Origin of the sequence: Streptomyces sp. NPDC014995 (assembly GCF_043080745.1) — a bacterium.
Classification (GTDB): Bacteria; Actinomycetota; Actinomycetes; order Streptomycetales; family Streptomycetaceae; genus Streptomyces.
Window position 1 is genome coordinate 192,424 of record NZ_JBIBVX010000010.1, and the last position, 23,406, is coordinate 215,829.

23 protein-coding genes and 2 pseudogenes are annotated in these 23,406 nt (G+C 70.5%); 13 read left to right on the plus strand and 12 right to left on the minus strand.

Annotated elements, in window-relative coordinates; translation table 11 throughout:
• Positions 1 to 78: 78 nt before the first annotated feature.
• The 8 genes and pseudogenes from ACF1A1_RS21350 to ACF1A1_RS21385 form a co-directional block, all read right to left on the minus strand.
• Positions 79 to 915: an alpha/beta hydrolase gene (locus ACF1A1_RS21350; protein ID WP_392002010.1), complete on the minus strand. Its 837-nt coding sequence runs from the start codon at positions 913 to 915 to the stop codon at positions 79 to 81.
• A 296-nt stretch (positions 916 to 1,211) separates the two neighbouring features.
• Positions 1,212 to 1,412 carry a hypothetical protein gene (locus ACF1A1_RS21355; RefSeq protein WP_392001848.1) on the minus strand — a complete coding sequence of 67 codons (201 nt, stop codon included), beginning with the start codon at positions 1,410 to 1,412 and terminating at the stop codon, positions 1,212 to 1,214.
• A gap of 248 nt (positions 1,413 to 1,660) precedes the next feature.
• Positions 1,661 to 3,103 (minus strand): SLC13 family permease, encoded by a 1,443-nt coding sequence (locus ACF1A1_RS21360; RefSeq protein WP_392001849.1) that lies wholly within the window; start codon positions 3,101 to 3,103, stop codon positions 1,661 to 1,663.
• Complete coding sequence (locus ACF1A1_RS21365) at positions 3,100 to 4,017, minus strand: NAD(P)-dependent oxidoreductase (RefSeq protein WP_392001850.1); 918 nt, start codon at positions 4,015 to 4,017, stop codon at positions 3,100 to 3,102. The genes ACF1A1_RS21360 and ACF1A1_RS21365 overlap by 4 nt, the downstream gene beginning before the upstream one ends.
• Positions 4,018 to 4,235: 218 nt before the next feature.
• On the minus strand, positions 4,236 to 5,099 hold the full coding sequence (locus ACF1A1_RS21370; RefSeq protein WP_392001852.1) for a class II fructose-bisphosphate aldolase: 864 nt from the start codon (positions 5,097 to 5,099) through the stop codon (positions 4,236 to 4,238).
• Entirely contained in the window at positions 5,099 to 6,547 is a 1,449-nt protein-coding gene (locus ACF1A1_RS21375; RefSeq protein WP_392001854.1) for a four-carbon acid sugar kinase family protein, read from the minus strand. The genes ACF1A1_RS21370 and ACF1A1_RS21375 overlap by 1 nt, the downstream gene beginning before the upstream one ends.
• A gap of 51 nt (positions 6,548 to 6,598) precedes the next feature.
• Positions 6,599 to 7,297, minus strand: a complete 699-nt coding sequence (locus ACF1A1_RS21380; protein WP_392001856.1) for a FadR/GntR family transcriptional regulator — start codon at positions 7,295 to 7,297, stop codon at positions 6,599 to 6,601.
• A 238-nt stretch (positions 7,298 to 7,535) separates the two neighbouring features.
• Positions 7,536 to 7,845: pseudogene (locus tag ACF1A1_RS21385) on the minus strand (transketolase); the annotation flags it as partial.
• 15 nt (positions 7,846 to 7,860) lie between these two features.
• Between ACF1A1_RS21385 and ACF1A1_RS21390 the strand changes: the two are divergent.
• Together ACF1A1_RS21390 and ACF1A1_RS21395 are read left to right on the plus strand one after the other, a co-directional pair.
• Positions 7,861 to 8,079: an NAD-binding protein gene (locus ACF1A1_RS21390; RefSeq protein WP_392001857.1), complete on the plus strand. Its 219-nt coding sequence runs from the start codon at positions 7,861 to 7,863 to the stop codon at positions 8,077 to 8,079.
• On the plus strand, positions 8,076 to 8,924 hold the full coding sequence (locus ACF1A1_RS21395) for an SDR family NAD(P)-dependent oxidoreductase (RefSeq protein ID WP_392001859.1): 849 nt from the start codon (positions 8,076 to 8,078) through the stop codon (positions 8,922 to 8,924). Before ACF1A1_RS21390 ends, ACF1A1_RS21395 begins: the two co-directional genes overlap by 4 nt.
• A gap of 103 nt (positions 8,925 to 9,027) precedes the next feature.
• Here ACF1A1_RS21395 and ACF1A1_RS21400 read toward each other — a convergent pair whose 3' ends face one another.
• The gene (locus ACF1A1_RS21400) at positions 9,028 to 9,477 is read right to left on the minus strand and encodes a DUF5709 domain-containing protein (RefSeq protein ID WP_392002012.1); all 450 of its coding nucleotides are present in this window, start codon (positions 9,475 to 9,477) and stop codon (positions 9,028 to 9,030) included.
• A 441-nt stretch (positions 9,478 to 9,918) separates the two neighbouring features.
• On the opposite strand from ACF1A1_RS21400, the gene ACF1A1_RS21405 reads away from it, so the two are divergent.
• The 5 genes and pseudogenes from ACF1A1_RS21405 (at position 9,919) to ACF1A1_RS21425 (ending at position 13,660) form a co-directional block, all read left to right on the plus strand.
• The gene (locus ACF1A1_RS21405) at positions 9,919 to 10,362 is read left to right on the plus strand and encodes an SsgA family sporulation/cell division regulator (RefSeq protein WP_392001860.1); all 444 of its coding nucleotides are present in this window, start codon (positions 9,919 to 9,921) and stop codon (positions 10,360 to 10,362) included.
• A gap of 270 nt (positions 10,363 to 10,632) precedes the next feature.
• Positions 10,633 to 11,032, plus strand: a pseudogene (locus ACF1A1_RS21410) (fumarylacetoacetate hydrolase family protein); the annotation flags it as partial.
• 120 nt (positions 11,033 to 11,152) lie between these two features.
• Positions 11,153 to 12,124, plus strand: a complete 972-nt coding sequence (locus tag ACF1A1_RS21415) for a hypothetical protein (RefSeq protein ID WP_392001861.1) — start codon at positions 11,153 to 11,155, stop codon at positions 12,122 to 12,124.
• A gap of 168 nt (positions 12,125 to 12,292) precedes the next feature.
• Entirely contained in the window at positions 12,293 to 12,802 is a 510-nt protein-coding gene (locus ACF1A1_RS21420; protein ID WP_392001863.1) for a MaoC family dehydratase, read from the plus strand.
• 201 nt (positions 12,803 to 13,003) lie between these two features.
• Positions 13,004 to 13,660 (plus strand): DUF4232 domain-containing protein, encoded by a 657-nt coding sequence (locus ACF1A1_RS21425; RefSeq protein ID WP_392001865.1) that lies wholly within the window; start codon positions 13,004 to 13,006, stop codon positions 13,658 to 13,660.
• Between the two features lie 474 nt (positions 13,661 to 14,134).
• Here the strand turns inward: ACF1A1_RS21425 and ACF1A1_RS21430 are convergent, their stop codons facing one another.
• Together ACF1A1_RS21430 and ACF1A1_RS21435 are read right to left on the minus strand one after the other, a co-directional pair.
• Positions 14,135 to 14,515, minus strand: a complete 381-nt coding sequence (locus ACF1A1_RS21430) for an alpha/beta fold hydrolase (RefSeq protein ID WP_392001867.1) — start codon at positions 14,513 to 14,515, stop codon at positions 14,135 to 14,137.
• A 185-nt stretch (positions 14,516 to 14,700) separates the two neighbouring features.
• On the minus strand, positions 14,701 to 15,672 hold the full coding sequence (locus tag ACF1A1_RS21435; RefSeq protein ID WP_392001868.1) for an alpha/beta hydrolase: 972 nt from the start codon (positions 15,670 to 15,672) through the stop codon (positions 14,701 to 14,703).
• Between the two features lie 457 nt (positions 15,673 to 16,129).
• Here ACF1A1_RS21435 and ACF1A1_RS21440 point away from each other — a divergent pair, with 457 nt between their 5' ends.
• The 6 genes from ACF1A1_RS21440 to ACF1A1_RS21465 all read left to right on the plus strand — a co-directional run bounded on the left by ACF1A1_RS21440 (position 16,130) and on the right by ACF1A1_RS21465 (position 22,919).
• Positions 16,130 to 18,019, plus strand: coding sequence for an amidohydrolase (locus ACF1A1_RS21440; RefSeq protein WP_392001869.1), 1,890 nt, complete (start codon positions 16,130 to 16,132; stop codon positions 18,017 to 18,019).
• 128 nt (positions 18,020 to 18,147) lie between these two features.
• On the plus strand, positions 18,148 to 18,810 hold the full coding sequence (locus ACF1A1_RS21445) for a hydrolase (protein ID WP_392001870.1): 663 nt from the start codon (positions 18,148 to 18,150) through the stop codon (positions 18,808 to 18,810).
• 54 nt (positions 18,811 to 18,864) lie between these two features.
• Positions 18,865 to 19,389: a DoxX family protein gene (locus ACF1A1_RS21450; RefSeq protein WP_392001872.1), complete on the plus strand. Its 525-nt coding sequence runs from the start codon at positions 18,865 to 18,867 to the stop codon at positions 19,387 to 19,389.
• Positions 19,370 to 20,104: a YoaK family protein gene (locus ACF1A1_RS21455; RefSeq protein ID WP_392001873.1), complete on the plus strand. Its 735-nt coding sequence runs from the start codon at positions 19,370 to 19,372 to the stop codon at positions 20,102 to 20,104. Before ACF1A1_RS21450 ends, ACF1A1_RS21455 begins: the two co-directional genes overlap by 20 nt.
• 175 nt (positions 20,105 to 20,279) lie before the next feature.
• Positions 20,280 to 21,962 carry an MFS transporter gene (locus tag ACF1A1_RS21460; protein WP_392001874.1) on the plus strand — a complete coding sequence of 561 codons (1,683 nt, stop codon included), beginning with the start codon at positions 20,280 to 20,282 and terminating at the stop codon, positions 21,960 to 21,962.
• A gap of 53 nt (positions 21,963 to 22,015) precedes the next feature.
• Positions 22,016 to 22,919, plus strand: a protein-coding gene (locus tag ACF1A1_RS21465) for an IS5 family transposase (protein WP_392001876.1) whose coding sequence is annotated in 2 segments (ribosomal slippage) — positions 22,016 to 22,435 and positions 22,437 to 22,919 — 903 coding nt in all. Because the reading frame shifts where the segments join, the coding sequence is not laid out codon by codon here.
• Here ACF1A1_RS21465 and ACF1A1_RS21470 read toward each other — a convergent pair.
• Positions 22,901 to 23,335: a hypothetical protein gene (locus ACF1A1_RS21470; RefSeq protein WP_392001877.1), complete on the minus strand. Its 435-nt coding sequence runs from the start codon at positions 23,333 to 23,335 to the stop codon at positions 22,901 to 22,903. The two genes, ACF1A1_RS21465 and ACF1A1_RS21470, sit on opposite strands and share 19 nt — an antisense overlap.
• Positions 23,336 to 23,406: the final 71 nt, after the last annotated feature.

Below are 23,406 nucleotides of genomic sequence, written 5' to 3' on the forward strand. Positions count from 1 at the left end.
CCCTCACGCCGCGGCGGAACGCATGGGCGTGGCACCACGTTTCATGCCGGCCGGCTCTCGACGACCAGCCCGGCAGCGTCAGGCGCTGAGTGCCGTGCGCAGGGTGGTGGCCATCAGATCGATGGCTTCCTTCCCGGCCGGTACCGGGCCGGTGTGGGTGAAGTAGTGGTCGACACCCTCGAAGCAACGGTGGGTGACCGGAACACCGGCAGCCTCCAGGGCCTTGGCGTAGGCGTCGCCCTCGTCGCGCAGGCGGTCGTGCTCCGCGGTGATGACGAGGGCGGGCGGCAGTCCGGCGAGGTCGTCGGCCAGTCCGGGCGACACCAGCGGATGGGCGAGGTCGGCGGGATCCGGGACGTAGGCGGCGGTGAAGATCCGCATGAGTTGAGGGGTGAGCAGGGGCTTGGCGATGGGTGACTGCTTGGTGGCCGGGTCGGCGAGCTGGTCGAGCGGTGCCGAGTCGATGAGCTGGAGGCGGGGCGTGAAGGTGCCGCGGTCCCGGGCCGTGCGGCAGACCGCGGCGGTCAGGTTGGCCCCGGCGCTGTGTCCGCCGACGGCGAGTCGCGAGCCGTCCCAGTTGTTGGCCGGGCCGTTCTCGGCCACCCAGGCGGTGACGTCGTATGCCTGGGTGACGGGTACGGGGTACGGCCGCTGCGGGGCGACGGCGTAGTCGACGTTGATCACGACGCAGCCGGCCGTGGCGGCTATGTAGCGGCAGATGTGGTCGTCCTGCTCGGGGCGGGCGACCACGAAACCGCCGCCGTGGAAGTTGACGTACACGGGGGCAGGGGCTGCGGCGACTACCGACGGGCGGTAGACGGTGCAGGTCACCGGTCCGGCGCCGGTCTCCACCCGAAGGGATTCCGTGCGCTTGGGGATGTCAGTGAAGCGCAGGTCCTTGTGCACGCGGCTCATCATTCGGCCGAGCAACAGCTGGACCCCTCTGGCCTGGATTCTGGGCGTGAATGGCACGGCTCACCCCATCAGTACAAGGTTCAAGTATCAGGATTCCTGATGATGGGTGTTCGCCGCTGATCGCGCAAGGGGGGCAGCAGGAGCCGGCTGCCGCCCCGTGACGCATGACGGCGTCCCGACAGTGGACTGCCGGACCTGGCTGTCGCCGAAGAAGCGCGACCAGCAGGACCGCGGCACCGCGCCCTCGGGGGGGCGGTGGACGGCGGGGGCCGTGCGGAGGCCCGGTGGGTGGGGCCTCACAACGCGGCCGCACCCACCGGGAGTTGATGAAGGGCGACGAGGAAGTCGTCGACCCCGAGCGAGCCCGAGGGCTGGCGCCCGGCCGCGGAGGCGATCAACCGCTTGCCCGCCTCCGGATCGACGTCGAGGTCGGCCGACGCGACCTGCCTACTCCCGCAGTATCTCGAACCGCCGTGCCAGAAGATCGACGCACTCACGAAGATCAGGCTGCGGCGGACCGGCGTGTTCCCGCATCACCACGATGGCCTGGATAGTGCGTCCAGCGGCGATGAGACCGTCAACCTCCGCTCGCGTCTCGGCCGACAGCCTGCTCCACAACACGTCATCCACACCTCCATTGAACCTGCTGAACAGCCCGCTCGACGCAGTGGCCCAACGGCGTGCCGGAGCTGTCCGCTCACACCACTCGGGCCCGGGCGGACAGCTCCGTACGGTTGCGGGCCGGTCAGACCAGCGGCCAGAGAGCTGTGGTGAGGACGAAGCCCGCGCATCCCATGACGGTCGTCAGGACCGTCCATGTGCGCAGGCCCGTCGCCACGTCGAGGCCGGCGAGCTTGGTGAACATCCAGTACCCGGCGTCGTTGATGTGGGACAGCGCGAGGGCGCCCGCGCCCATCGCCAGGGCCACCAGCGACAGTTGACCGGTGGACAGGTCGGCGCGGTGCAGCAGGGGGGTGAGGATGCCGGCGGTGGTGATGAGGGCGACGGTCGCCGATCCCTGAGCCGCGCGCAGGGCGAGGGACGTCAGGAAGGCCAGGAGCAGCGCGGGCAGGCCGGTGCGTTCCAGGACGTCGGCGATCGCGTCGCCGATGCCGCTGGCGACCAGGACCTTGCCGAAGACACCGCCCGCGCCGGCGACGAGGATCACCATGGCGACGGGCGGCAGTGCGGAGCCCATGACCTCGGCGATGCGGGCGCGGTTCCAGCCGCGGCGGGCGCCCAGGAAGTAGCCGCACAGGGCGACGTCGATGAGCAGGGCCACCATCGGGGCGCCGAGGACGGTGAGCACGGCACGCGGGGTGGAACCCTCGGCGAGCGTGTTCTGGCCGATGGTGCCGAGGAGGATCAGCAGGATGGGCGTGACGATCAGTGCCAGGACCATGCCGAAGGACGGCGGCCGGACGTCGGTGCCCGAGGGTGCGGGCTTGGTCAGTACGGCGGTGGCCCGCCCGCCGTCCGAGGGGCCGGGGCCCGGCTGCGCGGTGGTCGGCGGCCTGCCGCCTGCGGTCTCCGGTTCGCCGTACACCTCGGCGTGCACGGCCGGGTCCATCGGGTACTCGCGGCGGGTGAGGCGACGGGAGACGAGGTAGCCGAGCAGGACGACGACGGCGGTGACCGGGATGCCCATCAGCAGCACCAGGCCCTGGCTGGCGCCGATGGCCTCGGTGGCCGCGACGGCACCGGGATGCGGGGGCAGGAAGGCATGCACGGTGAGCATCGCGGCGCCCATCGGCAGCGCGTAGATCAGCAGGGGCCTGCGGGAGGCACGGGCGACTCCGTAGGCGATCGGCATGAGGATGATCAGGCCGACCTCGAAGAAGACCGGGATGCCCAGGACGAACCCGGCGACGGTCAGGGCGAGGGGTGTGCGGCGGGAGCCGAACTTCTCGATGAGGGAGTGCGCGAACGCGTGGGCGCCACCGGAGAGTTCGATGATCCGGCCGATCATCGCGCCCAGCGCGATGATCGTGGCGATGTGGCCCAGGGTGGCGCCCATGCCGTCCTCGATGGTCTTCACCAGGTCGGCGGCGGGCACGCCCGCGGCCAGCGCGACGCCGATACTGACGACCACGAGGGCGACGAACGGCTGGACCTTGGCTCTGAGGATCAGCAGGAGCAGGGTCGCGACTCCGGCGACCGCGATGGCCAGAAGGGTGGTGTGGCTCATCGTCCCTCCCCTTCCCGGTGGTTGGGCGACAGGACGGTGACGACGGAGGAGTCGTCGCGGGCGCCGAGTCCGGCGCGCTCGCCGAGCAGGTAGAGCTGTTCGGCCGCGGCGGCCAGGGGCACGGGGACGTGGGCGTCCTTGGCGATGCCGGTGACGATGCCCATGTCCTTGACGAAGATGTCGAGCCGCGACCTCACCTCGGGATCGGGGCCGTCGTCGTACGCCTGGACCATGCGCGGCCCGCGGTCGGCGAACATGAAGGAACCGGCGGCGCCGTGCTTCAGGCTGTCCACGACCGTGCCCGGGTCGAGCCCGAGCCCCCGGGCGAGCGCGATCGCCTCTGCCGCGGCGGCGATGTGCACGCCGGCCAGCAACTGGTTGACGGCCTTCATCGCCTGACCGTCGCCGGGACGCGGGCCGACGACCGTGAGCGTCGAGGCCAGCAGGTCGAGAACCGGCCGAGCCGTCTTCAGCGCCACGTCCTCGGCGCCTACGACGATCAGCAGGTCGCCGTTGCCGGCCCGCACCGGGCCGCCGCTGACCGGCGCGTCCACGGTCAGCACACCCCGATCGGCGAGCCGCCTGGCCGTGGCGCGTGCCGCGTCGGGGCCGACCGTGCTGGTGAGGATCACCACCGCTCCGGGGCGGAGGGCTTCGGCGGCGCCGTTCTCACCGAACAGCGCGCCCTCGACCTGCGCCTGGTCGCGTACGGCGAGCACGACCACGTCGGCGTCACGGGCGGCCTCGGCCGGTGACCCGGCGTCGCGGGCACCCTCGGCGGCCAGGACGGACCGCCGGTCGGCGGCGATGTCGAAGACGGATACGGGCAGTTCGCCGGCCAAGCGGCGTGCCATGGGAAGTCCCATGGCACCGAGACCTATGACGGCGGTGTGGGGACGGGGTGGGGCAGACATGTGTCCTCCTGGGGACAGAGGAGAGGAGCGGAAGAAGCGCCGGGGGTGGGGAGGGCCCTGGCGTGGGGAGATGCGCGCGGCTCGGGCGAGGGGGTGGCGCAGGCAGCGGCGGCACTCGGGGCGGCTCGCTGGGTGGTGCGATGCGGCGGGGGTCGTACGACGGTCCGGTGCCGTACGGCACCGGGGTGCGGTTGGTGGTCAGCGGGGCTGGTCCGGGGTCAGGCGATCCCTCCTTCGGCTCGGGGGTTCAGGCGGCCGATGACCTCCAGGGCGGCGTCCCGGACCGCGTCCCGGCCCGCCGCCCACAGGGAGACGACGTCGGAGCCGGGCAGCGCGGACGGGAGGGCCGCGCGGACGGCGTCCAGGTAGGCGCGGCGCAGTTCGGCGTTGACGTTGACCTTGGCGACGCCCCGCGCGAGGGCACCGTGAAGCTCTTCGACGGGCAGACCGCTGGCGCCGTGCAGGACGAGCGGGACCGGTACTGCCTCGTGGATCGCGGCCAGCCGCTCCAGGTCGAGGCGGACCGGGTCCTTGGTGAAGCCGTGGACATTGCCGACGGCGACGGCGAGCGCGTCCACGCCCGTCGCGGCCACGAACTCGGCCGCCTGCCGCGGACCGGTCATCGTCGCGGCCTGTGCGACGGCGTCGGTGGAGACGTCCTCGCCGCCCGGCAGCGCACCGAGCTCGGCCTCCGCCCAGGCGCCGTGGTCACGGGCCCGCCGTACCGCCTCTTCGGTGAGAGCGATGTTCTCGGCGAAGGGCAGGTGGGAGCCGTCGACCATGACGGAGGTGTAGCCGGCCTCCAGGCAGGCCGTGATCTCGTCCAGGTCCCGGCTGTGGTCGAGGTGCACCCCGAGGTGGGCGGCGGAGTCCTCGGCGGCGTCCAGCGCCAGCCTCATCAGGGCCTCGCGGCCGGCGTGCCGGAAGGGGCTGGAGCCTGCCTGGATCAGGACGGGCCGTCCGGTGGCCTCGGCGGCGGCCGTGATGCCCTGGACCGTTTCCAGGTTGTAGGCGACGAACCCGGGCAGGGCGCGACCGGCGTGCGCGGCCTGCTTGAGCGCGTCTGCTCCGTGCAGCAGCATCAGGCGCTCCTGAGCAGGTCGAGGGCGTCGGCGAGGGCGTCGTCACCGCCGACGTTGCCGGCGAAGACGATGTAGGGGATGCCGGCGGCGGGGCCGTCCACGGGCTCCCAGAGGGAGACGATGCCGGGCAGCAGCGTGCCCCTGGCCCAGGCGCGGCGGATCCCCAGGCCGTGGGTGGCGGTGTCGCTGGAGGTGATGCCGCCCTTGGCGATGACGAAGGCGGGCCGTCGGGTGGCGTTGACCCGGCGCACGGCATCGACGAGCGCTGCGGAAACCTTGCGGGAGATCGCCAGGCTGTCACCCGCGTCGGCACCCTTCACCAGCGTGCGGGAGGTGCGGATCACGGCGTCGGCCGATTCCAGCGCGCCGGCGGCTGCGGCCGCCACCTCGGCGATGTGGGCATCGCGCCGCTCTTCGTCGAGCAGGAGGGCCACGTCGAGTTCGTACTCGGCGATCCCGCCGCGCTCCCGAAGCCGGTCCAACTGCCGTGTCGTCAGGGAGACGTGGGAGCCGACGGCGATCAGCCCGTGCGGCGCGTCCCCGCGCGGCCGGCCCAGTTCAGCGGGGGTGAGCGGTGGTCGTCCGGCCTGTCCGGCGCGGGCCCTGACGAAGGACGGCCCGACCCGGTACAGCAATCGCGTCCCGCTCTCTTCCGCCTGCGCGAGGGCCAGGGACAGCACGCGCAGATCGTCGTCGCACACCGCGTCGACCACCGCCGTCCGCCCGCCGCGGAGCGAGGAGAGCAGCCGCGCGGTGTGCGTGGGACCGCCGCCGCGCAGGTCGTCGAGGGTGATGCGCAGGACCTCGTCAGCGGGCACGCGTCCGCCGGTCTTCTCGTCGACCCACTCGGGCAGCGAGGAACTGCGGTAGCCGAAGGTGGCATCGCGGGCGAACTCGCTCTCACCGACCGGCAGCAACCCGTCCGCCGTGCGCATCCAGTGGCGGGAGCCGACGGTCAGCCGGCCCGCCTCGATGTAGGCGGGCACCAGCACCACGCCGTCCGGTGCGCCGACGCCCAGCGAGGTGAGCTCCTCGGCGAGGACGTCGGTCTCCAGTGGGAAGTGGCCGCGCAGAGTCGAGTCGCCGCGGCTGGCCAGCACGTAGCGGGTGTCCTCGGCCGCCGACGCCTCGTGCAGGGCGCGGACCACTTCGCGGGTGCGGGCGGCGGCGTCCTCGGGCGACAGGCTCCGGGTGTTGGTCAGGATGAAGGCGGCGGTGCTGTCCTGGCTGAGCGCCCAGCGAAGGTCGTCCACCGACCAGGAGGTCAGCACCGGGACGTCGGCGACCGTCTGGGTTCCGGTCGGGTCGTCGTCGAGGACGACGAGACGGGGGCCGCCGGATATGCGGGCGGCCACGTCGGCGGCGCTCACCTCGCGGACCGGCGGGAGCCCTTCCAGCACCGCGGCCTCGGGGACGGGCCGCGTCTGGGCACGGACGGGTAGGGACATGGCGAATTCCTGGTCTGTGACGGGGAGTTGAGCGGAGTGTCGGAGGGAACGTCAGTCGAGGTCGCGTTTGATCACGTGGGTGCGCAGGTCGTCGGCGGTCTGGTTCATGTGGCCGTCCATGGCGGCTCGTGCGGCCTCGGGGCTGCCGGACTCCAACGCGGCGAGCACCGCCTCGTGGTGCGCGATGGCGTGGGTCCGGATCTCGGGGACGGCCGACGTCTCCCGGCGCCCCTCGACGAGCAGCGGGCCGAACGGCTCGAACAGCAGCGGGACGAACAGGTTGCCCGTCGCCCGCATCACCGTGTCGTGGAAGTCGATGTCGGCCTGCACGAACTGCTCGGTGTCGCCCGCGTCGGCGGCCTCCCGCATGAGCGCCAGGTGCTGGCGCAGCACCTCCAGGTCCTCCTCGGTGCGACGGGAGGCGGCCAGTTCGCACGCGCCGTTCTCGATGAGCCGGCGTGCCTCGATCAGCCGTTCCGACAGGGCGCCGCTCGCGCCGCGCGACGCCGCCCGCACCACCGGTTCCAGCGCGGTCCAGCGGTCCGGCGGATTGACGTAGGTGCCCCGGCCGCGCACCACCCTGACGACGTTCTGCGCGCGCAGGTGCTTGACCGCCTCGCGCACGGTCAGCCGACTGACCCCGCCCTGCTCCGAGAGCTCTCCCTCGGGCGGGAGGGCGGAGTCCGGCGGGTACTGGCCGTCGATGATCGCGGTGAGCAACTGCTCGGCGAGGTCGTCCGAGAGCGACATGGCGAGAACCTCTTCGTTCGTGACGCGTTCGATGTTCACATCTGACGTCAGACATCTGATGTCTATGTGGCCGTAACGATGGCACCGGAGGGAGGGTGCGTCAATACCCCGGTCCCATGCCGTGGAGAGCACGCCGGCCCGCCCGTCGGGTACCCCGAGGGCCGCCACCGCCAGGGCAACCCATGTCCGCCAGGGGCCGGACCACCGCACCGTTCCAGGAGGAGGAAGCAGCCCAGCACCCGCTTGGTCGCGGCGACCTCGCGACCTCGTCCGCGCCCGGCGCCGAGCCGTGCGCGGCCTCGGTGTTCCGCGCGTGCGGCGCGGGCCGGGCGACGATCGAGCGCATCGCGATCGCGCTGCACGACGGCCGTCGGTCACGGCCTTCGCGGCCTGGACGGCCTCGTGGAGCGCGGCCGGGTCCAGGTCGCCGTTCTCCTGCGGCTCCACCCGCCGCACATACCGGCCGTGGGACCGGCGATGCAGTGGACGAAGGGGTCGAAGGGGGACTCGTCCTCGGGGGTCTCCGGGGCGAACAGACCGCGCTCGTAGCACAGGAGTTCTTCGTGAAGTTCGCCGAGTTCGACCTCACTCCGACGGGCCGGATCAGCAACATGGTCAAGGACCTGGACGCCGCCCGCGACTACGCGCGCACGGCCGGGGTACCGCTTCCGGTCACCACCGCGGTCTCGGAGCTGCACCGCTGGCTGGCCGCCACGGGCCACGGTGACGCCGACAACGCGGCGCTCATGCACTACTACGGCACCCCGGCGGTGTGCTCATGAGCACTTCCTCCGGAGCAACCGTCGTGCGAGGCCCCGCCCTCTTCGACCTCACCGGCCGCCGGGCCCTGGTCACCGGCTCCAGCAAGGGCATCGGCCTGGCCCTCGCCACCGGGCTGGCCGAGGCCGGCGCCGAAGTGGTCCTCAACGGCCGGGACACCGCGGCCCTGGAGCGCGCCCGCGGGGAACTCGCGGCACGCACCGGCACGAAGGTGCACGCCGTGGCCTTCGACGTCACCGACGAGCCCGCCGTCCGGCAGGCCCTACGCGAGATCGAGGACCGGATCGGCACGCTGGACGCACTCGTCAACAACACCGGCGTGCAGCACCGCGAACCGCTGCTCCAGGTGTCGGCGGAAACCTTCGAACGGGTCGTGAACACCAACCTCACCAGCGCCTTCATGGTCGGACGCGCGGTGGCGACGGGCATGGTGGAGCGCGGCCACGGAAAGATCGTGAACATCTGCTCCGTGCAGACCTGGCTGGCCCGTCCCGGCATCGCGGCCTACCCGGACCTGCTCACGCCGGACGAGATCGCGGTCTATATGGGCGCCTACCAGCAGCCGGGGGCAGTGCGGGGATCCTCCATGGACTACCGTGCGGCGCCCCAGGACGCCGCCCAGGACCGCGAGGACGCCGACCAACTCATCGACTGCCCGGTACTGACCATGTGGGGCGAGGACCTCAGCGCCGTCGGACAGCTCTACGGCTTCCTGGACGTCTGGAAGGGGCTGGCCCGGAACGTCCGCGGTGTGCCCATTCCTCAGCGCGGACACCTCTGCCAGGAGGAACGCCCCGACGTCGTCAACGGAGAACTCCTCGACTTCCTGACGGGCCGGGACGGATGATCCGACCGGTCCACCTGGGCGCGGCGAGCGCAGGACGGGGGCGACGCAGGATCGGGGTCGGGTCCGAGCGGGCACCGGTCCTCGTCCTGCGCTCGCCGTCCCCTCAGTAGGTCTCGGAGTCGGGGATCAGATGTATCGCGGCCTCCTCGGCCGATGCCCCGGCGCCGTCCAGACCCATGTCAGAAGCGATCAGGTCGGATTCGGTGTTCTCATGGCTGCCCTCGTCCGGCGCGACCAGCCGTCCGGCGCGCTGGTCGCCGACCTCGTAGTCGATGAGCTCACCGTCTGTGTCCCAGGTGTCGCCGATACCGTCGCCCTCCGGGACACCGATGTCCGGCAACTCCTCGGAAAGACGCTCGTCCAGACTCTCCCCCCGCCGCTGCTCCGACGCCGTGACACCGGTGTGCTCCACTCCCCAGGGCCTCTCCGGGGGCGAGTAGCCCTCATCCAGGGCCTGGTCGCCGCTCCGGTAGTCCAGGGTGTCCGACGCGTCGAGCAGCCCGACGTCGTCCTGCACCTCGGAACCGTCCGGCTGGTAGACATCGTCACCCATCGCTTCGTCGGCCACTTGCGCTCCATCGTTGTTCGGGGGCTGGAGGGCTGGGGGTAGCCACCCCTCACCAAGCCCGTCTAGTGCACCGCGCCGTCCCGGCGAAGACGGTGAACGGGACACAAGTGTCCCGCCCTGGCTCCCTCGCCACCTCCCCCGAAGTCGCAACCGTGCGCTCCTGAGCAAGAAGTGAGCGCGCGGAGGACGCCGCCCGCCGGGTGGCCGTTCCCGGGGGCGCCGCGAGTTGGGCGCTGGGGGCTCGTTCGTCCGATCTGCGCTTCGACTGAGGCGGCCGCGATCGAGTCTTGTCCATCCCGAGAGATCCGGGCGCAGTGCTCTCTCGGGCAACATCTCGTGCATTTCTCGGCACGCTGCTCCTATTTGCAGGATTTACGGTCATTCAGACAGCATCCGCCCTTAGGAAACCAGCGATCGGGGGACGTAATGAGTCACCCTTCTTCGGGTGCAGCGGCCGGGTTCTCGGTCGTCCACGAGGTGATGGTGCGCGCCAGCGCCCCGGACCAGCGACCGGTGCCGCTGCCGTCGACGCTGCGCTACGACAGCACCGACCCCTACGCCGTGTGTCTGTCCCTCGGCGCGCCGTCGACCCGCACGGTCGACCGGGTCTTCGCCCGCAGCCTCCTGTCGGAGGGCCTGCGCCGGCCGGGGGGTGCCGGAGATGTACTGGTGATCCCCCGACATCGCTGCCATCCGGGCTCGGTGCGCATCGTCGTGAGGTCCCCCGCGGGGGCGGCGCTGCTGGAGATCGCGGTGTCGGCGGTCACCGCCTTTCTGGAGGCGACCCACCGGGTGGTGCCACCCGGCACGGAGGAACTCCACATAGACCTGGACCGCGTCGTCGCCGAGCTCACGGCGGGGAGTGAGTGAGGAACCAACGGCAACCAGCGGGCCACGAGAAGCAAAAACGAAAGGCTCGATATGGAGCGCGACGCCGGCCCGGATTTACGCAGCGAGATGGAGAGTCACGTGGCACTGTTCGAGCCGGAACCGGGAAAACTGCGACCGCGGAAAAGCGAGGGCCCGGCCGTCGACCGAGTGACTGACTACCGGGCGTCCGGCGCGCCAGGCGCCCTGATTGAGGATCTGGTCCGTCTGCTGGGGCCCCGCGAGGTTGTGGCACGCGCTCGCCGACCTGGTGGCCTGACGGTCGGCCAGGACATCTCCGAGCCGGTTGTCCAGATGGCCGGGCCGACTCCCCAGATCAGCCTCGGCAAGTCCTATCCGGGCTTCGCACCCACGGGGCCTCGGGCTGGTCACCCCGGACGGGTTCGAGAAGCCCGACGATCTGGAGCTGACCTGCGCCATCAATGGTGAGGAGGTGCAGCGCGGACGCACCCGGCAGAGCGTCTTCTCCATCCCGGCCCTCATCGCCAAGCTGTCCGGGGTGCTCCCACGGCTTCCGGGAGACGTCATCTTCACCGGCACTCCGGCCGGTGTCGGTCTCGGCCGCTCGCCGCAGCGCTGGCTGGCCGCCGACGACGAACTGGTCAGCGCCATCCAGGGCATCGGCGAACTGCGTCAACGGTTCGTCGGCTGACCACACACGAGCGCATCCCGACGTGCATTCGATCAACGCCCGCCTGGCGCCGCGCCCCCTGCAACCAGGGATCAGCAGACGTATCGCCGAGCTCGAAGCAACAGAACGGAAGAGAAGCACATGCCAAGAACCCTGAAGGGTACGCGGACCGGCCTCCTGGCCGTTGCCGTGGCGACGGCCCTCGCCATAACTGCCGCAGGCCCCGCGACCGCGGCCACCGCCCCCGTATCGCACGTCCATTTCGTGTCGCATCTGAACATGGCCGAGGGACAGCGGCCGGAGAACATAACCCTGGAACCCGGCGGCGGCGCCGATGTCACCTTCGCCTTCAGCCGCCAGGTCGCCCGGGTCGGCCCCGATGGCCAGGTGCATGTCCTCGCGGCCCTGCCGGTGCCCCCGGCCGGCGCCGACACCCCTGCCCTCTCCTCACCGTTCCTCGGCGGGATCGTCCGCGCACACGACGGAACGCTGTACTTCCTGTACGCCACCGGCAGCAGCGACCTGACCGGCCTGTGGCGCCTACGCCCGGGCGGTACCCCGGAGCGCATCGCCGCGCTCCCGGCCGACAGCCTGCCCAACGGTCTTGCCCTCGACAAGCAGAGCGGCCTGCTGTACGTGGCCGACTCGGTCCTTGGCACAGTCTGGCGGGTGCCGACCACCGGGGGCGTGCCCACCAAGTGGGCCACCGCGCCCGAGCTGGAAGCCGCCGGCTTCCTGGGAGCCAACGGCATCAAGATCCACAAGGGTGCGGCCTGGGTGTCCAACCTGGACAAGGGCACCGTGCTGCGCATCCCGATCACCCGCCACGGCACCGCCGGTCCCGTCGAGACCCGGGCCACCGGCCTCGTCAACATCGACGACATCGCGTTCACCGGCGCCGGTGACACCCTGCTGGCCGCGATCAACGCGGACAACGAGGTCGCCCTGGTCAGGCCGGACGGCAGCCACACCACAGTGCTGACCGCCGCCGACGGGCTCGAGAACCCGACTTCACTCGCCGTACGGGGCACCACGGCCTACATCGCCAACGGCGCCTACTTCACCAACAACGACCCCAACCTCCTCGCCGCCCGGATCAGGGCCGGCGAGTAGGGCCGGCGAGTAGGGCCGACCCGGGGCGGTGCCCGCCGAGACCGTCCGGGTCGGCCATCGGACGTGCGCCGCCTGCGGTCGACGGCCCCCAATGCCGTCGAGGTCACGGAGGGGCACGTCGCTGGAGAGCCGAATGCACAAAGAATCACCGAGCAACAGGACCATGTGATGGGGAAGCAGAACACAGAGCCACAGGCAGCCGCCACACCGGCCGAGTTCGACCCCGACGCGTTCTTGGTCGTCCCGGCCAGGACGTTCGAGGACCTGCGCATCGGCGAGGTCTTCCGGGCTCCCAGCCGCACCCTGACGGACGCGCACACCGCGGCTTTCCAGACGGTGTCCGCGGACAATCACCCGGTGCACTACGACGCCGAGTGGGCGCGCAAGCACGGACACTCCGCACCGGTGGTACACGGCCTCCAAGTGCTCGCCTTCACCGCACCGGGGGCCACCTTGTTCCCGCACCTCATCGGTGAGGTGTTCATCAGCTTCCTCGAAGTGTCCTGCACCTTCCTGGCCGAGGTGCACTCCGGCGACACCCTGTACCCGGCGCTCACCATCACCGGCCTGGAGCCCAAGGGCGACAACGGCATCGTGGTCACAGCGGCCACCATCCACAACCAGCACGGCCAACTCGTGCTGTCCGGGCAGCACAAGTACCTGCTGCGGCGTCAGTAGGCCGTGGAGAACGACCGAACTGCCCGACGTTCGTGCGCGCGACAGGTCGCGTTACGTCGATCCCAACCTGCTCACCCCCGCTCCTGCCGGGCGACGGCGAGAACCTGATCCACGCCACCCCGCCCCCCTGGTAAGGACCATGCGGGCCATTACCGGGGGACACGCATGACGGCCCGTCCTGCACACCGAAGAAGGTAGAAGATGACGCACCGTAGAGCTGTGCCCGCCGCACTCGCCTGCTGCGCAGCGCTGGCAGCCGCACTGACTGGTTGTACGAGCACAGGCACGGGCAGCGCCGCAGGCGGCAGCCCGGCTCCGAGCAACTCCGGAAACCCGTCGTCGGCCACCGGCTCGGGGTCCGCCAACGGCGGCACCGCCGACTCGTCGGACGGACCAACGCCGACGCCGACCGCGTCCGCCGCTCAGGCACCGCCTGCAACCCGATGCCATAGCTCCGAGCTGCGGGCATCCATCGGCCCGAACCACCCGGGAGCCGGGCAACAGAACTTCGCCGTCATCCTGGTCAATGGCTCCCACCGCACCTGCACCGTGTACGGATTCCCCGGTGTGGCGTTCGTCAACAGTGCCGGCGAGGCCGTCACACCGGACCCCGAGCGGACCACCGGGCAGGAGCAACGGATCGTGACGCTTGCCCCGGGAGCGAGCGCGTGGTCGGCGCTGGTCTTCACCAATCCGGCGATCTCCGGGGTCACCACCGTGACACCCGCGGCCGTACTCGTCACCCCGCCCGACGAGACGGAGTCGATCAGAGTCCGCTGGACCGGCGGAAAGGTGTCCAACACGGGTAAGGCGTCGGTTCCCCAAGTGAGTCCCGTCAGGCCGGGCGACGGCGGCTGACTCCCATCCGGCCACACCCTGGCGTCGGCTGCGCCGTCAACCGCCGCTCGCCAGGGAGCCCACCTCTGGGCGAAGGCCGCGCACTGGTCGAGCACCGGGCAGGACCGGCAGATACGCAGGGCCCGCTACTCGCGGTGGCGCCGGGCGCGGCCACGTTCGCCGGTGGGCGAGACGAACACGGTCGAAGCCATGCCTCGGCAGGCCGCGTCGGCGTGCCACTGCCAGGAATCCAGAAGGGGGACAAGGCCACGGGTCCTCATGGGCGACTTCATTGCTCGGGGACGACGGGGCGTTGCGGAGGGGCCGAGGTGTGGTGGGCCCAGGGTGGAGAAGCTGATTCGCCCGCGACAGCTGTGTGAATCCTCGGGGGTTTCGGGGTCGGGGACGGCTGTACGGGTGCCCCGACCCCGAAACGTGGGAACAGCGCTGGGGGCGCTTGCGGCGGCTGCGTCACACAGGTCGGAGGCGACCGCGTCAGGAGCGGCCGGCCGCTCGGGCAGCGTCGAGGATGACGTCGGTCACCGCGTCGGGCCGGGTGATCAGTGACAGGTGGCCGGCGTTGACCTCGGTGATGTGAGCGCCCGCACGGGTGGCCATAGCCAGCTGCTCGGCCGGCGGGATGACGTGGTCGGCGGTGCCGACCACGGCCCAGGAGGGGATGGTCTGCCAGGCGGGCGTACCGGACGGTTCAGATCCGGCGCTGACGGCGAAGGGGCGCTGGCCGACCGCCAGGAGCTTGGCCTGGGCGCTGGGGACGCCGTTGGCGAAGCAGTCCGCGAATCCCTTGTAGGCACCGTTGGGTGCGGTCTTGAGGTAGGCGTCGTAGTCGCCCTCGGGCGAGCCCGGGTAGGGCACCAGGTTCAGGAACGTCGACGGGTCGGCGGTGACGCACGAACCGGGCTGGGCGGCGTTAATCCCGGGATGCCGTGACTCTGCAACTCGGCGATGACCCCGGACCAGCTGGCCGCGTCGGCGAAGGCGCCGTGAACGAGAACGACGGTGGGAGTGGAGGTAGTCACGTCAGGGTTGTCTCTTCGGGTTCAGGCGTTGTTCAGGGCGGCGCGCAGGGTGCCGACGGCCAGCGTGATCGCTGCCTCGGCGGCGTGGGTCCCGCGCAGGGCGTTGAGCATCACGAAGTCGTGGATGATGCCCTGGAAACGCACGGCGGTCACCGGGACACCCGCCTCGCGCAGCTTGTTGGCGTACGCCTCGCCCTCGTCGCGCAGCACGTCGGCCTCGCCGGTGATGACCAGGGCCGGGGGAAGGCCCGTGAGCTGCTCGGTGGTGGCACGCAGCGGCGACGCGGTGATCTGGGCGCGTTCGGCCTCGTCGGTCGTGTACTGGTCCCAGAACCACTGCATGCCGTCGCGGCGCAGGAAGTAGCCGGTGGCGAACTGGTGGTAGGAACCGGTGTCGAAGCTCGCGTCGGTGACCGGGTAGAAGAGGATTTGCTGGACCAGGGGGACGTCGCCGCGCTCCTTGGCCATCAGGGTCAGGGCGGCGCTCATGTTGCCGCCGACCGAGTCTCCGGCGACGGCCAGCCGCGTACCGTCCAGGCCCTTGAAGGCGCCCTGCTGGACGACCCACTGGGCGACCGCGTAGTTCTGCTCGATGGCGACCGGGTAACGGGCCTCGGGCGACAGGTCGTACTCGGGGAAGACCACGGCGGCGCCCGCACCGACAGCGAGTTCCCGCACCAGACGGTCGTGGGTGTGGGCGTTGCCGAACACCCAGCCGGCACCGTGGATGTAGAGGATCACCGGCAGGGTTCCCTCGGCACCCGCAGGCTTGACGATGCGCGCCCGTACGCTGCCCGTCGGACCGCCCGAGACGGTGATCCACTCCTCGTCGACCTGCGGCTTCTCGATCTCGCCGGACTGCACCTCGTCGACGGCCTTGCGCCCTTCCGCCGGGGGCAGGTCGAACAGGTACGGCGGATTGGCGGTCGCCTCCGCGAACGCGGCCGCTGCGGGCTCCAGCACCGGCTGAACCGGCTTGACGGTGTCGGGCATGTGAATCTCCTGAATTGGTCATGGGGACGCCGGCCCTTCCGGCAATACGGCCAGGATCCAGCGAAGGACGTTCCCGGAGCCGCTGTTCGCCACGCTAAACCGCCGGGCCGTGCGGCCATTGCCCGTGGGTGCACCCCCGCTGTCCTCACAGTGCACAGCCGGCTTCGGGCCTCTCGAATGACTTTCAGAACATGGATGAGTTAGTGCACTGTGAGGCCAAGTCCTGTGCACTGGCAGGACATGATGGGCACATCGGTCGCGTCTATGGTGATGACCATGCAACCGCGGCCCCTCATCCACAGGGCCTGCCCTTGTTCTCAGGGCACGACGAGTGTCGGTGGAATTCACTCGGTTCGATTCGAGCAAACGGGCATTCGAGCATGACTGAATCGCCAAAGTCCGCCGCTACCGGCCATGACTTGAATCGAAGTCGCTTTCCCGGAGGGGGTTTCAAGAGATGTCAACCATGCCCGTCGGCGGACTGGTTCCGCATGCCATCGACGATGCCGCGGACCTCATCGTCCGTAACGCGAAGATCCACACCGGCGACCCGAGCCGCCCACATGCGGAGGCGCTCGCCATCCAGGACGGCGTCATCACGGTCGTCGGTGACGACAAGGACGTCGCTCCCCACATCGGAGCGGGCACGAAGGTGGTCGACGCGCTCGGGCGACGGATGATCCCCGGCCTCAACGACGCCCACCTGCACGTGATTCGCGGGGGCCTCAACTACGTACTGGAGCTGCGCTGGGACGGCGTGCGCAGCCTGCGTCAGGGCCTGGCGATGCTGCGTGAGCAGGCCGCTCGTACCCCCAAGGGCCAGTGGGTACGGGTGGTCGGGGGCTGGTCGGCCGAGCAGTTCGCCGAACGTCGGCTGCCGACTGTTGCCGAACTGAACGCCGCCGCCCCCGACACCCCGGTGTTCGTCCTGCACCTGTACCAGTCGGCGGTGCTGAACCGGGCGGCCCTCAAGGCCGCCGGATACACCCGGGACACACCCGACCCCAAGGGCGGCCAGATCGTCCGGGGCCGGGACGGGGAACCGACGGGCATGCTGCTGGCCGCTCCCAGCGCTCTCATCCTTTATTCGACCCTGGCCAAGGCGCCGGTGCTGGAGGGCGAGGACAAGAAGACCTCGACCCGTCATTTCCTGCGCGAGTTGAACAGATTCGGGCTGACCTCGGCGATCGACGCCGCCGGCGGCTTCCAGAACTTCCCCGACAACTACAGCACCGTCATCGAGTTGGCCAAGGCCGGACAGTTGTCGCTGCGTATCGCCTATCACCTGTTTCCGCAGACAGCGGGTCAGGAGATCGACGACCTCGCCCGCTGGATCGAAATAGCCCGCCCCGAAGACGGGGACGAATGGCTGCGCCTCAACGGCGCGGGCGAGAACCTCACCTGGGCGGCGGCGGATTTCGAGAACTTCGCCCAACCGCGTCCGGAACACACGCCTGATTTCGAGGCGGAGTTCGAGAAGGCGGTCCGTCTGCTCATGGAGAACGGGTGGGGCTTCCGGCTGCACGCCACGTATGACGAGACCATCCGCCGCGATCTCGCGGTATTCGAGAAGCTCGCCGCGGAAGGGCTCTTTCCTGCCGGAAACCGATGGCTGTTCGATCACGCGGAGACCGCCTCTCCGGACAGCCTCGACCGCGTCGCCGCCCTCGGCGGCGCGATGTCCGTGCAGAACCGCCTGTCCTTCCAGGGCGAGGCGTTCGTACGCCGTTACGGCCCCGGCGCCGCCGCGGACGCCCCGCCCATCCGGGCCATGCTGGACCGCGGCCTGACCGTGGGCGCCGGCACCGATGCCACCCGGGTCTCCACCTACAATCCCTGGGTCGCCCTGCACTGGCTCGTCAGTGGCCGCACTGTCGGCGATCTGGCGCTCCGCCCGCCGACGAACCGCGTCGACCGGCAGACGGCGCTGGCGATGTTCACGCGCGCCGGCGCTGCACTGACCGGCGAGGACGAGGTCAAGGGCGTGCTCCGGCCGGGATGTTACGCGGACCTGGCGGTGCTGTCCGAGGACTACTTCGCCGTCCCCGAGCCGGACATCGCACACATCGAGTCGCTGCTGACGGTGACCGGTGGCCGGATCGTCTACGCCACCGCCGAATACGAGGGGCTCGACGAGGAGCTTCCCCCCGTCAGCCCGGCCTGGAGCCCTGTGGCGCACTTCGGCGGCTACCAGGTGTCCCGCCGGGCGGCCCTTCCCGGCGCTCACCAAGCGGAGTTGCTCGGCCAGGCCATCGCCGAGTCGGAGCAGCACCGGCAGTGGCGCATCGCGCGCGGCCTCACCCCGGACGCCGTGAGCACCCCCTTCGATCCCTGCTTCGTCCTCTGAACTCCCGGAAGGGGTTGGGCCCTTGCGCCGCCCCTTCCGGGACACCCACGAGCTCCGTCCACCGGACGGTTCTTCCCACGGCACGGACAGCAGTCCGCGCCGCCCCTTACCGAGAAAGGCTCACCCTCATGGTCAACATCGCCGAGGTCACCGCGGCCCCCAGCCCCGACCTGCTCACCCCCGACAACTGCGCGGTCCTGTTCGTGGACCACCAGCCGCAGATGTTCTTCGGCACCGGCAGCGGCGACCGCACCGCGATCATCAACTCCACCGTGGGCCTGGCCAAGTCCGCCAAGGCGTTCGACGTCCCGGTCGTCCTGAGCACCGTGGCCGCCGAGTCGTTCTCCGGCCCGATCATGCCGCAGCTGGCGGCGGTCTTCCCCGAGCAGAAGATCATCGACCGCAGCACGATGAACGCCTGGGAGGACCTCGCCTTCGTCGAGGCGGTCAAGGCCACCGGCCGCAAGAAGCTCGTCATCGCGGGTCTGTGGACCGAGGTCTGCGTCGTCCTGCCCGCGCTCTCCGCCATCGCCCAGGGCTACGAGGTCTACGTGGTCACCGATGCGTCCGGTGGTGTCAGCCCGCAGGCCCACGAGCACGCGATCCAGCGCATGGTGCAGGGCGGAGCGGTCCCGGTGACCTGGGTGCAGGTGCTCCTGGAGCTCCAGCGCGACTGGGCCCGCACCGAGACGTACGCCGCCGTGGGCGACGTGGTCAAGGAGCACGGCGGCGCCTACGGCCTCGGGATGGTCTACGCGCAGGCCGTCATCGGCGCTCACGCCGCCGGCTGATCGCGCCGGTTCACCCCGCAGTGACGACGTGAGTCAGGAACAGGCAGGAACACGATGGACGCTGGACTGTTGATCCTCCGGCTGGTGGTGGGGTTGCTCATCGCCGGACACGGGGTGCAGAAGGTGAGCTTCCGGCTCGGAGGCAACGGATTGGCGGGCGGGACCGAGGAGTTCCGCCGTGACGGCTTCCGCGGCGGTCGTCTGACCGCGCTCGCCGCGGGAGGCAGTCAGATCGGTGCCGGCCTGCTCCTGACCGTCGGACTGCTCACCCCGTCGGCCGCCATGGCCGCGATGGGTGTGATGACGGTCGCGGGCACCGTCAAGTGGTCCAAGGGATTGTGGGTGCAGCACGACGGCTACGAGTACCCGTTGGTCCTCGTAGCCGTCTGCGCCGCCTTGGCCCTCACCGGGCCCGGGCGTTGGTCCCTCGACCAAGCACTGGGAATCACGCCGTGGCCGGTGTGGGTCGCCCTCGCAGCGATCGTGATCGGCCCGGCAAGCGGACTGCTCACCCGCGCGGTGCTGCACCGCCCGCCCCTCGCAGTGGAAGGGAAGTCGTATGCACAGGCTGCTGAGTGACGCGGTCCGTACCCTCAAACCGGCCGGAGAGGACCGTCACGGTCCCCTGCCTCCCCTCTTGCTGATCCTTACCGTGGTCACCGGCCTGGTCGACGCCGTGAGCTATCTGGCCCTGGGCCATGTCTTCGTCGCCAACATGACCGGCAACGTGGTCTTCCTGGGGTTCGCGCTCGCGGGCGCCCAGGGCCTGTCCGCGCTCGCCTCCGTGGTGTCGATGGTCGCGTTCCTCGTCGGCGCCCTCGCAGGGGGCAGGCTCGGCACCCGATTCGCCGCGCACCGCGGGTACCTGCTGAGGACGTCGACGGCCGTGCAGACGGTCCTGGTCGCGGTCACCGTAGCGGTCGCCGCGGTGGCGGACGGCCGGGTCACCACCGGCGTCCAGTACACCCTGATCGTGTTCCTGGGGCTCGCCATGGGCCTGCAGAACGCGGTCGCCCGGCGCCTCGGCGTCCCGGACCTCACCACCACCGTGCTGACCCTGACCCTGACGGGGCTGGCCGCGGACTCCACCCCGGCCGGCGGCGCCGCACCGCGGCCCGGCCGCCGGATCCTGTCCGTACTGGCCATGTTCCTCGGAGCCCTCATCGGCGCCGAACTCCTCCGGCACGGCCACCTCGTCCTCACCCTGGGCCTCGCTCTGCTGCTCCTCGCGGTCACCTCCGTGACCATTCACCGCCTCTCGACCGCCGACGCCGCCTGGGCCCGGCCGGCGTAAGAGCGAGGGGGAGAGAACCACCCCGGGCCACTGCGCTACGGGACCACAACCGATGCAGTCTCAGTCAACGGCCTCCGCTCAGCGGTTCCTACGCTCGAAGGCCGACTGCACCCGCCGGCCACAATCGGCATCGCCCGGGCACTTGCATCCGCCCCCTGCACAGGCATGGACCACCATGAGCGTCGTACCATCGCCACCAGAGCTCTCAAAGCCCTCAACGCCGGATTCGCCCTGGGCACCGCTCGCGGCGCGCGTCTTCCGGGCGCTGTGGATCGCCCAACTGGTCTCCAACATCGGCAGCTGGATGCAGACGGTGGGCGCCCAGTGGCTGCTGATCGGGGACAACGCGGCTCTGGTGACGCTCGTTCAGACGGCCTCCAGCCTTCCCATCGTGCTGCTGGCCCTGCCCTCCGGTGTGATCGCCGACCGTTTCAACCGTCGTACGGTGCTGCTGACCGCGCAGTTCGCCATGCTCGCGGTCTCCTGTGTACTGGCGGCGCTGGCCTTCATGGACGCCCTCACTCCGGTTCCGCTGCTCGCGCTCACCTTCCTTCTGGGCTGCGGCACCGCCCTGATGGGCCCGGCCTGGCAGGCGATCCAGCCGGAGCTGGTGGAACGCCGACAGCTCCCAGAGGCGGCCGCGCTCGGCGCCGTGAACATGAACCTGGCCCGCGCCCTCGGACCCGTGCTCGGTGGCGTGGTGGTCGCGGCGGCGGGCGCGGGGTGGGTCTTCGCCTTCAACGCCGCCTCCTACCTCGGCATCGCGGCCGTCCTCATGCTGTGGCGGCGACCCGCGACGGCCTCTTCCGCCGGCGGGGACGAGAAGCTACTGGCCGCCCTGTACGCCGGTCGCCGCTATGTGTGGCACGCGCCGGGCGTCCGCCGAGTCCTCCTGCGCACGGCCCTGTTCATCCCCGGCGGCGCCGCCCTGTGGTCACTTCTCCCGGTGATCGCGAGCCGCTCTCTCGGCCTCGGCTCGGACGGATACGGGCTGATGCTGGGCGCGGTCGGCGTGGGCGCCGTGGCGGGCGCCTTCGTGTTGCCGCGGCTGCGTCGCGTCCTCGGTGCCAACGGCATGCTCGGCGCCGGCGCCCTGGTCTTCGCCTGCGTCCTGGCGGTGCTGGCAACGGTCCGGATTCCATGGCTGGTGGTGGTCGTACTGCTGCCCGCCGGTCTCGCCTGGATCGGCGTCCTGTCCACCCTCAACGCGGCCATGCAGACACGTCTTCCGGGCTGGGTCAGGGCTCGCGGACTCGGCGTCTATCTCCTGGTCTTCCAGGGCGGTCAGGCCCTGACGGCACCACTGTGGGGTGGCCTGGCCGACTGGCTGGGGCTTGCCGCCTCCCTCCTGGTCGGCAGCGTCCTGATGCTGGTCAGTGCGGTCAGCGTGCGCCGGTGGCCGCTGCATGACGCCGCCCACATCGACCCGTCGCCGTCCGACCACTGGCCCGCTCCCCCTTTGGCGTTCGAGCCCGGACCCACCGACGGCCCCGTGCTGGTCTCCGTCACCTACCGGGTCGCCCCCGAGAGCCACGCCGCTTTCACTCAGCGCATGGACCAGGTCGCCCGTTCACGACGGCGCACAGGTGCTTTCACCTGGGGTCTCTACCAGGACGGCAACGATCCGGAACGGTTCGTCGAGAACTACCTGGTCGCGTCCTGGTCGGAGCATCTCGCCCAGCACCACAGCCGGCTCACCGCCACCGACCGCCGCTACGAGGAGCAGGCTCGCCGACTCCTCGTCCCGGGCACCGCGCCGGAGGTGACCCATGCCTTCGACACCGCGTCGGGACCCGTCGTACCGGATGCGGGCAACGCCGTCTCGGCTCCACGGCTCGCCCGCTTGCCGAAGGAGTAGGGTCTGTCCGGCGGATCATGTGACTGCCTCGTGTTGGGGCCATTGTTCTGGTCGTGGGGCGGGGTGACCTGACAGGCGACGAGTGGGCGCGACTTGCGCCGCATCTGCCGAAGTCCGGGCATCGGGGCGGGCGCTGGTGTGATCACCGAACGGTGATCAACGGGATCTTGTTCCGGATTCGCACGGGCGTCCCCTGGCGGGACCTGCCCGCGCGATTCGGGAACTGGAAGACCGTCTATGAGCGCCATCGCCGGTGGTCCGCAGACGGCACCTGGGACCGGATCCTCCAGGCCGTCCAGACCGATGCCGACGCCCAGGGCCGGATCGATTGGAGCATGGTGAGCGTGGACTCGACCTCGTGCCGGGCCCACCAGCACGCGGCCGGGGCGCCGCGCAGAGCACCACGGATCCCAAAGAGGAGGTCATTACCTCGGCAGCACCGCTCCGACGAAGGACTCGGCCGTTCCCGGGGCGGGCCTGACCTGCAAGATCCACCTCGCCGGGGAGGGCGGTTGCCGGCCGCTGGCCCTGCTGGTTACCCCCGGCCAGTGGGGCGACAGCCCGCAGATGATCCCCGTCCTTGAGCGTATCCGGGTCAAGCGCCCCCGCGGAGGGCACCCGCGCACGCGACCCAACCACTTGGGTGGTGATAAGGCGTACAGCTCTCGCCGCAATCGCCGCTACCTGCGTCGACGCCAGATCAAGCACACCATCCCCGAGCCGAGGGACCAGCGTGCCAACCGCCGGCGGCGCGGCAGCCGGGGAGGCCGACCCGCCGGCTTCGACAAGGAGATGTACAAGCGCCGCAACGAAGTCGAGCAGACGATCAATCGGCTCAAGCAGTCCCGAGCCGTTGCCACGCGTTACGACAAGCGCGCATACGTGTTCCACGGCACGATCACCCTCGCCTCGATCAGGCTGTGGTGCCTCCCAGACCGCTACCGCACGGAGCAGTAGAGCCGAGCTCCCTGGCCAGTGGCAGTGCGGGCCAGAGATGCCAGCTCAGCAAGGTGGCTGACGGCCTCGCCTTCCTCGACCAACTCCCCATCAGCCTGCCGCAGGTGCGACCACTTGCGAGCTACTTCTTCAAGTCGCAGCGGATCCTCAGTCGCGAGCAAGGCCTGGAGCCGCTCCGAGATCACGAAGACGTAGCAGCCATCGTTCGTGATCTCAGTCAGTACCTGCGGCTCGCCGGCCCGCATGAGCTCTTGCGGACTGTCTCCAGTGAAGAGGCTCTCCCACTCGACTACGGCGTCCGAGGGATCGTAGATATCCACAGGAACGATCTCGAACGCTCTGCGCGGGCTGAAGCCCTTGACCGCAGCCGCCGACTCGTCATCGGGCGCGATAAAGAAATCTGCCCACTCATCCACTCCAGCATCATGCCCGGCATCCAGGCCACGTGACCAGTAAGATCCGCCGGACAGGCCCTAGGCGGCACCAG

Excerpts from the sequence above, each read along its gene's own strand:
- ACF1A1_RS21350 (WP_392002010.1), bottom strand. The coding sequence starts at position 915 with ATGAGCCGCGTGCACAAGGACCTGCGCTTCACTGACATCCCCAAGCGC.
- ACF1A1_RS21360 (WP_392001849.1), bottom strand. The coding sequence starts at position 3,103 with ATGAGCCACACCACCCTTCTGGCCATCGCGGTCGCCGGAGTCGCGACC.
- ACF1A1_RS21365 (WP_392001850.1), bottom strand. The coding sequence starts at position 4,017 with ATGTCTGCCCCACCCCGTCCCCACACCGCCGTCATAGGTCTCGGTGCC.
- ACF1A1_RS21370 (WP_392001852.1), bottom strand. The coding sequence starts at position 5,099 with ATGCTGCTGCACGGAGCAGACGCGCTCAAGCAGGCCGCGCACGCCGGT.
- ACF1A1_RS21375 (WP_392001854.1), bottom strand. The coding sequence starts at position 6,547 with ATGTCCCTACCCGTCCGTGCCCAGACGCGGCCCGTCCCCGAGGCCGCG.
- ACF1A1_RS21380 (WP_392001856.1), bottom strand. The coding sequence starts at position 7,297 with ATGTCGCTCTCGGACGACCTCGCCGAGCAGTTGCTCACCGCGATCATC.
- ACF1A1_RS21395 (WP_392001859.1), top strand. The coding sequence starts at position 8,076 with ATGAGCACTTCCTCCGGAGCAACCGTCGTGCGAGGCCCCGCCCTCTTC.
- ACF1A1_RS21400 (WP_392002012.1), bottom strand. The coding sequence starts at position 9,477 with ATGGGTGACGATGTCTACCAGCCGGACGGTTCCGAGGTGCAGGACGAC.
- ACF1A1_RS21405 (WP_392001860.1), top strand. The coding sequence starts at position 9,919 with ATGAGTCACCCTTCTTCGGGTGCAGCGGCCGGGTTCTCGGTCGTCCAC.
- ACF1A1_RS21415 (WP_392001861.1), top strand. The coding sequence starts at position 11,153 with ATGCCAAGAACCCTGAAGGGTACGCGGACCGGCCTCCTGGCCGTTGCC.
- ACF1A1_RS21420 (WP_392001863.1), top strand. The coding sequence starts at position 12,293 with ATGGGGAAGCAGAACACAGAGCCACAGGCAGCCGCCACACCGGCCGAG.
- ACF1A1_RS21425 (WP_392001865.1), top strand. The coding sequence starts at position 13,004 with ATGACGCACCGTAGAGCTGTGCCCGCCGCACTCGCCTGCTGCGCAGCG.
- ACF1A1_RS21435 (WP_392001868.1), bottom strand. The coding sequence starts at position 15,672 with ATGCCCGACACCGTCAAGCCGGTTCAGCCGGTGCTGGAGCCCGCAGCG.
- ACF1A1_RS21440 (WP_392001869.1), top strand. The coding sequence starts at position 16,130 with ATGTCAACCATGCCCGTCGGCGGACTGGTTCCGCATGCCATCGACGAT.
- ACF1A1_RS21445 (WP_392001870.1), top strand. The coding sequence starts at position 18,148 with ATGGTCAACATCGCCGAGGTCACCGCGGCCCCCAGCCCCGACCTGCTC.
- ACF1A1_RS21450 (WP_392001872.1), top strand. The coding sequence starts at position 18,865 with ATGGACGCTGGACTGTTGATCCTCCGGCTGGTGGTGGGGTTGCTCATC.
- ACF1A1_RS21455 (WP_392001873.1), top strand. The coding sequence starts at position 19,370 with ATGCACAGGCTGCTGAGTGACGCGGTCCGTACCCTCAAACCGGCCGGA.
- ACF1A1_RS21460 (WP_392001874.1), top strand. The coding sequence starts at position 20,280 with ATGAGCGTCGTACCATCGCCACCAGAGCTCTCAAAGCCCTCAACGCCG.